Source organism: Bacillus manliponensis (assembly GCF_000712595.1).
Classification (GTDB): Bacteria; Bacillota; Bacilli; order Bacillales; family Bacillaceae_G; genus Bacillus_A; species Bacillus_A manliponensis.
Map to the genome: position 1 here is coordinate 99553 of NZ_JOTN01000017.1, position 6216 is coordinate 105768.

Sequence of the window (6216 nt, forward strand, 5' to 3'; positions counted from 1 at the left end):
TTGAAACCCTTTGAATATGGAGACCAAGAAATTAGACCTAGAGAGCTTGCTTTTGCAGTATCTTCAACAATTATTGGTACAGGTGCTTTATCTATGCCAAGATTTGTTGCGACAAAGACTTTGTTTTCCGATGGATGGATTATTTTGTTAGGGGGTGGAATCATATGTGCTTTTCTAGCTTGGTTTGTAACAAAAGTTGCGATTTTGTTCCCAAAGCAAAATTTCTTTCAATATACAAGTGCGTATTTAACAAAGCCAGTAGCATATGTAGTGAGTGGTATTTTAATATTAACATTTGCAGCATTAACATCGTATGAGACAAGAACAATTTCGATTATTTCACAAACATATTTGTTTGGTGACACGTCCATTCAATGGTTAGCGTTGTTCTTTTTACTTGTTGTCATATATGGGGTATGTGGATCTAGAGTGGCATTGTTGCGGCTTAATATGATGTTTTTACCAATTGTAATTAGTGCAATTTTATTATTGTCATTACTGAATATAAATTTAATGAAGGTAGACAACCTTTTACCTGTTTTTCAAACGGACTGGAAAAATTACACTAACGGTGTTAAAGATTCTATTTTTACATTTATTGGATTTGAAGTGGCGCTCTTTTATACGGTTATGTTGAATGGGAATATAAAAAAAGCTCCTTTTGCAGTAGCGAAAGGGGTTATGGTGACGGTTACATCATATATCTTAATTTACATAACCTGTATTAGTGTATTTACGTATATAACGACAAAAGGTTTAACATATCCAACAATTGAGTTAGGGAAGGAGATTGAAGTTGGTGGTGGCTTTTTAGAAAGATTTGATGCTATTTTTTTTACGACTTGGATTATTACAATTTATAATACGACAGTTATGTATTTTGACCTCGCGGTGCTACTGTTTTGTTCCATGTTCCCGAAAGTGCCAAAGCATAGGTTCATCTTTATTAGTGCACCAATTATTTTTTTCGTAAACATGGTTCCAGGCGAAGTAGAAACTTTAATAGGGTATGGAACATACTTAGCTTGGGTGGATTTAGGGTTTGTAGTTATTTCAACATTATTTGTTTTTATTATTTATACATTAAAGAAGAGAAGGGATAAGAGAAATGAAGCACCTTCTTAAGATAGTTTGTTGTGTTGTTTGTTTCGTCTATGTGAGTGGGTGTGCTGAGCAAGTTGAGATTGAAGAGCGTGGTTTTGTTGTAGGAGTTGCTTTTGACCTTGCGAAAGAAAAGGACAGTAATCCCGTCATGAAGGGAACATATCAAATGGTGTTACCTCGGAAGTTAACACCAGAAGGAGCGCAAGCAGGAGGAGAAAACTATATTAATGTTAGTGCTAAAGCTGATGGTGTATTTGCGCAGCTTCGAATTATTGCAAAAAAAGTAAGTCGTATCCTCTTTTTTCCTCATATACAAGTGCTAATGTTTTCAGAAGACTTGTTACGAAAGCCGTATGTTCTAGAAAATACGCTAGATGTCTTTTTCCGGGATCATGAAATGCGAAGGAATATCCTTATTTTTGTCACGAAAGATAAAGCGGAGAAAGTTTTGGGGCAAAATGCAGAGCCTGAAAATTTACCGTCAAAGTATATTGATATGATTGCTGAACATGCTAAAAAAAATGCGCAAATGATAGAAGCTATAAGGATTGGAGAATTGCAAGAGAAAATTAATGCCCGTAGAAGTTTTGTTTTACCTATACTAAGTTTAACGAAGCAAAGCATAAACATGGAAGGTGCGGCATTGTTTCGGGGGAAGGACGGCAAAATGGTTGGGAAGTTAAGTGGAGATAAGACCTTAGGATTAAACTATATAATAGGAGAAGAAATCGGTGGCTTTTTCACGATTCGAAAAGATAATAAGCTTGTTACATATGAAGTGCAAAAAATACGAAGAAAAATAGATGTAGTTGTTGAAGAGCCGAAAAAGCCTAAGTTCATTGTTGATATTACATTAGACGGGACATTAGCAGAGCTTCATTTCAGTGGTCACGGTAAAGTAATGGAAGGGGAGGCCTTAAAGAAATATATTGCAAATGAAATGGAAAAGAAAATAAAGAGTACAATTAAAATTGTACAGAAAAAGTATAAAGTAGATGTGTTAGAGTTAGGGCGAGAGTACACGAGGAAAGACTATAAGAAATGGAAGAAAGTTGAGAAAGACTGGGATCAAGGTGCAAATTACTTTAGTCAATGTGATATTGATGTTCATGTGCATCCTAATATTGAACATTCTGGTTCATCGTTATCAGAAAGAGTAAGATAGGAGGGAGTGCATTGCTGACAAAGTTAAATATTATATGTACGATATTAATGGCCGTTCTTCCATATTCTATATACCGTATTCATAAAAAAATTATAGAGTATGGAATGCAGCCTTGGAAACGGAATACTCCAAAAGGGAACCAAAATGAGTGATTTGGTTCTTTTTTTATGGAAAAAAAGACGTGTAGAGTTTACCCCGCTATTTGCGAGCTGTAAGACTCCCACCTCAAAATTTGAGAAAAAACGAAGAAGTTTAGGTGGAAGATTAACAGCCCAAATCTAGCTACGACTCCTAAGCACTCGAGCCACAAGCTAATCCTTTCTGTCCAAGGCTGATCTTGTGCTTTTCATGCTTGAACAGTCGTCTTCGTTTTTGAATGTAAAAGCCCGATTAGTCGGTCTAACAATCAGTGGGGAATGGAGAAAACCCCCACTGATTGAAGTTTCACTTTATTGAAATGATGGTTTGTGTATTTACAAAGAATTTACATTATTAAAATAAGCTTAACATTTCAATAGGCTTTCTATATGTTTTATATGACGTTTCACTCGAAAAAGCAGTTAAATATAGGGTTTCTGTGGAATTTTTCGTATTTACTTAAAATTAAAAATCGCTTAACACTAGCACAATATTCATGTTTTACAATGAATTTGTGTTAAGACAAGCGCTTTGAAAAGCGATAACAAAACTGGGGGTACAAGGATATGGTTATGAAGAAAGGGTTTAAATTTTCATTAGCGGCATTATTACTTGCAGGTTCTTTAGTTGGTTGTGGGAAGTCAGAAAGTACAGGTAGTGAAGAATCTGCTAAAGGTGGCGGAGATGCAAAACAAGAATTATCCGGTACGATTACAGCGGCGGGTTCGACAGCGCTTCAACCACTTGCAGAAGAAGCGGCTAAAGAATTCATGGGCGAAAATGCAAATGTATCTATTACAGTTCAAGGTGGAGGTAGTGGAACTGGTATTAACCAAGTAGCTTCTGGAGCTGTTCAAATTGGTAATTCAGATGTTCCTTCTGCTGATAAAATAGAAGATGAAAAACAAGCGAAAGAATTAGTTGATAATAAAGTAGCGGGTATTGCATTCGCTTTAGTTGTAAATAAAGACGTAGGAGTAGAAGATTTAAAATTAGCAGACGTACAAAAAATCTTCTCTGGTGAAATTACAAACTGGAAAGATGTTGGTGGAAAAGACGAAAAAATTAACGTAATTAATCGTCCAGCATCTTCTGGTACGCGTGCTACATTTGAAAAAACAGTCATGAAAGATGTGAAAATTAACGATGCAACAGGTACAACACAAGATTCTAACGGTGCGGTAGAGCAAGCAATTAACTCGACACCAGGTTCTGTTAGTTACCTTGCAATGTCTTATATGGTAGGCGATAAAAAAGATTCTTTAAAAACATTGAAAATTGATGGTGTAGAACCAACAATTGAAAATATTTCTGCTGAAAAGTATCCGTTCTGGTCTTATGAATATATGGTAACAAAAGGTGAAGCGAAAGATGCAACAAAAGGTTTCATCGATTATGTAAAAGGTAAAGAGTTCGAAAAGCAAGTAGAAGAAATGGGTTATATCCCAATGTCTAAATTGGAGCAATAATATAAAACAGGCTGGCTACATAAGCCAGTCTTGTTCAATTCAATCTAGAAAGAGTAAGGTGTGATCTTGTGATGAAGGGGAAAAAACAAATTAATTATGTGAAAAGCGAGTATATTGGAAGAACGCTTGTTACATTTTGTGGGATTTTCATTGTTGCTATTACATTAGCAATCATTGCATTTATTTGCGGGAAGGGCATTCAATCATTCACACAAAGCGGAATTTCTATTACTGAGGTGTTAACGTCAACGAAATGGAATCCAAACGGTGAAGAAGGAACGTATGGTGCGGTTATCTTTATTTTAGGTTCTACACTTGTTTCCCTTGGAGCCGTTATAATTAGTGCGCCACTGGCACTTGCATTAGCAGTGTTTATGAATTTAATTTCACCGAAGTTTGGTAAAAAAGTACTACAGCCAGTTTTAGAATTATTAGTAGGTATCCCTTCTGTTGTATACGGACTATTAGGGGTAACAATTTTAGTTCCATTTTTACGTGATTCGTTTGGTGGAGTAGGTTTTAGTTTAGTTGCAGGTATCATTGTATTAAGTATTATGATTTTACCAACAATCGCAAGTATTGCTTCAGATGCAATTCGCTCTGTTCCTTTTGAATATTTAGAAGCCTCTTATGGTTTAGGGTCAACGAAATGGCAAGCGATTAGTCGTGTTATTGTTCCGGCAGCGAAGAAGGGAATTTTAACTGGTGTTGTTCTTGGATTAGCACGTGCTTTCGGAGAAGCATTAGCTGTTCAAATGGTAATTGGTAATACAATCAAACTACCAGAGAGTTTATATAGCCCAACTGCAACGTTAACAGGTATTTTGACGATGGATATGACAAATACGTTAAACGGAACAGCTTGGAACAATGCACTATGGACATTAGCGATGATATTGCTTCTTATTTCATTCTTATTTATTTTAGTAATTCGAGCGATCGGCCAAAGAGGTGAAAGATAAACATGAACGCAAGAACGGTTAATAATATTTGGACAGGTGTTTTATATGCAGCAGCAACTTTTGTTGTAGCTTTACTTCTGTTTTTGGTGTATGAAATTCTTCAAAAAGGATGGGGTTTTTGGGATCCTGCTTTTTTATTTGGAGAGCCAAGTAATACAACAGCAGGAGGAGGGATTGGTCCGCAGTTATTTAATTCCTTCTATATGTTAGTGCTTACGTTAATTATTTCAGTTCCTCTCGGATTAGGAGCAGGGATTTATCTTGCGGAGTATGCCAAACAAGGCCGGTTTTTAAATTTTGTACGTCTTTGTATTGAAACGATGGCATCACTTCCTTCTATTGTTGTAGGTTTATTTGGTTTATTAGTATTCGTTACAATGACAGGATGGGGCTATACTGTCATGGGTGGTGCACTTGCGTTAACGATTTTAAATTTACCAGGTTTAACACGTGTTTGTGAAACTGCGATTACAGAAATTCCTTCTAATGTAAAAGAAGCAAGTCTTGGGCTTGGAGCGACGAAGTGGCAAACAATCGTTAGAATTATGCTTCCGTCTGCATTGCCTCAAATTATTACAGGTGTTATTTTAGCAGCTGGCCGTATTTTTGGTGAAGCAGCAGCGTTAATTTATACTGCAGGACTAGTGTCACCAATTTTAAACCCAGCAGCTGACTTTTCGAGCCCTGCTCATCCATTAAATCCGTTTAGACCGGCTGAAACTTTAGCGGTACACATATGGAAGTTAAATTCAGAAGGCATTGTTCCTGATGCACAACTAATTGCAACAAAATCAGCTGCTGTATTAATAATTATGGTATTACTATTCAATGTGATTGCGCGCTTTATGGCATCTGTACTTCATAAACGCTTTACAGGAGCGAAAAGATCTCGTAAGTCTAAAAATATAAAAGCGGCATAATCTCTATGCTGAGATGAAAAATAGTGAAGCCCTCTACTTCAAAAAGTAGAGGGCTTTTTAGTTATGGTCATGTGATAGCTAATAAAATAGTATGAAAGATTACTTGTCGTTTAATCCCGCTATTTGCAGGCTGTAAGACTCTCACCTCAAAGCTTGAGAGAAGCGAAGAAGTTTAGGTGGGAGATTAACAGCCCGTAAAAGCCCGATTGGTCGTGCTGACATTCAGTGGGGGATGGAGAAAACCCTACTGAGTGAAGTTTCACTTTATGTAGATTTTTTGTGATATGAAAAAAATATAAAAAAGTACTTGCAGTTTAAAAAAGCAAATGATATATTAATAAACGTCGCTGATGCACAACAGCAGAAACGACAAAAAAGAAATTAAAAAACATTGTTGACATCGAAACAACGAGGTGTTAACATGAAAAAGTCGCCAAATGAGGCGGCGGACAAGTTCT

The 6216-nt window shown here is 36.3% G+C and carries 6 protein-coding genes; all 6 read left to right on the forward strand.

Features of this window, described 5'->3' with window-relative positions; translation table 11 throughout:
* The 6 genes from BAMA_RS17685 to pstA all read left to right on the forward strand — a co-directional run bounded on the left by BAMA_RS17685 (position 1) and on the right by pstA (position 5758).
* Complete coding sequence (locus tag BAMA_RS17685; protein WP_034641829.1) at positions 1 to 1125, forward strand: endospore germination permease; 1125 nt, start codon at positions 1 to 3, stop codon at positions 1123 to 1125.
* Positions 1109 to 2269, forward strand: a complete 1161-nt coding sequence (locus tag BAMA_RS17690; RefSeq protein WP_034641832.1) for a Ger(x)C family spore germination protein — start codon at positions 1109 to 1111, stop codon at positions 2267 to 2269. The genes BAMA_RS17685 and BAMA_RS17690 overlap by 17 nt, the downstream gene beginning before the upstream one ends.
* 11 nt (positions 2270 to 2280) lie before the next feature.
* The gene (locus BAMA_RS24975; RefSeq protein ID WP_200874696.1) at positions 2281 to 2421 is read left to right on the forward strand and encodes a hypothetical protein; all 141 of its coding nucleotides are present in this window, start codon (positions 2281 to 2283) and stop codon (positions 2419 to 2421) included.
* A gap of 552 nt (positions 2422 to 2973) precedes the next feature.
* Complete coding sequence (locus BAMA_RS17695) at positions 2974 to 3876, forward strand: phosphate ABC transporter substrate-binding protein PstS family protein (protein ID WP_034641834.1); 903 nt, start codon at positions 2974 to 2976, stop codon at positions 3874 to 3876.
* Between the two features lie 71 nt (positions 3877 to 3947).
* A complete protein-coding gene (gene pstC / locus BAMA_RS17700; RefSeq protein ID WP_034641836.1) occupies positions 3948 to 4838 on the forward strand; it encodes a phosphate ABC transporter permease subunit PstC in 891 nt (296 codons plus the stop codon).
* 2 nt (positions 4839 to 4840) lie between these two features.
* Entirely contained in the window at positions 4841 to 5758 is a 918-nt protein-coding gene (gene pstA, locus BAMA_RS17705) for a phosphate ABC transporter permease PstA (RefSeq protein WP_034641839.1), read from the forward strand.
* The last annotated feature ends 458 nt before the right edge of the window (positions 5759 to 6216 follow it).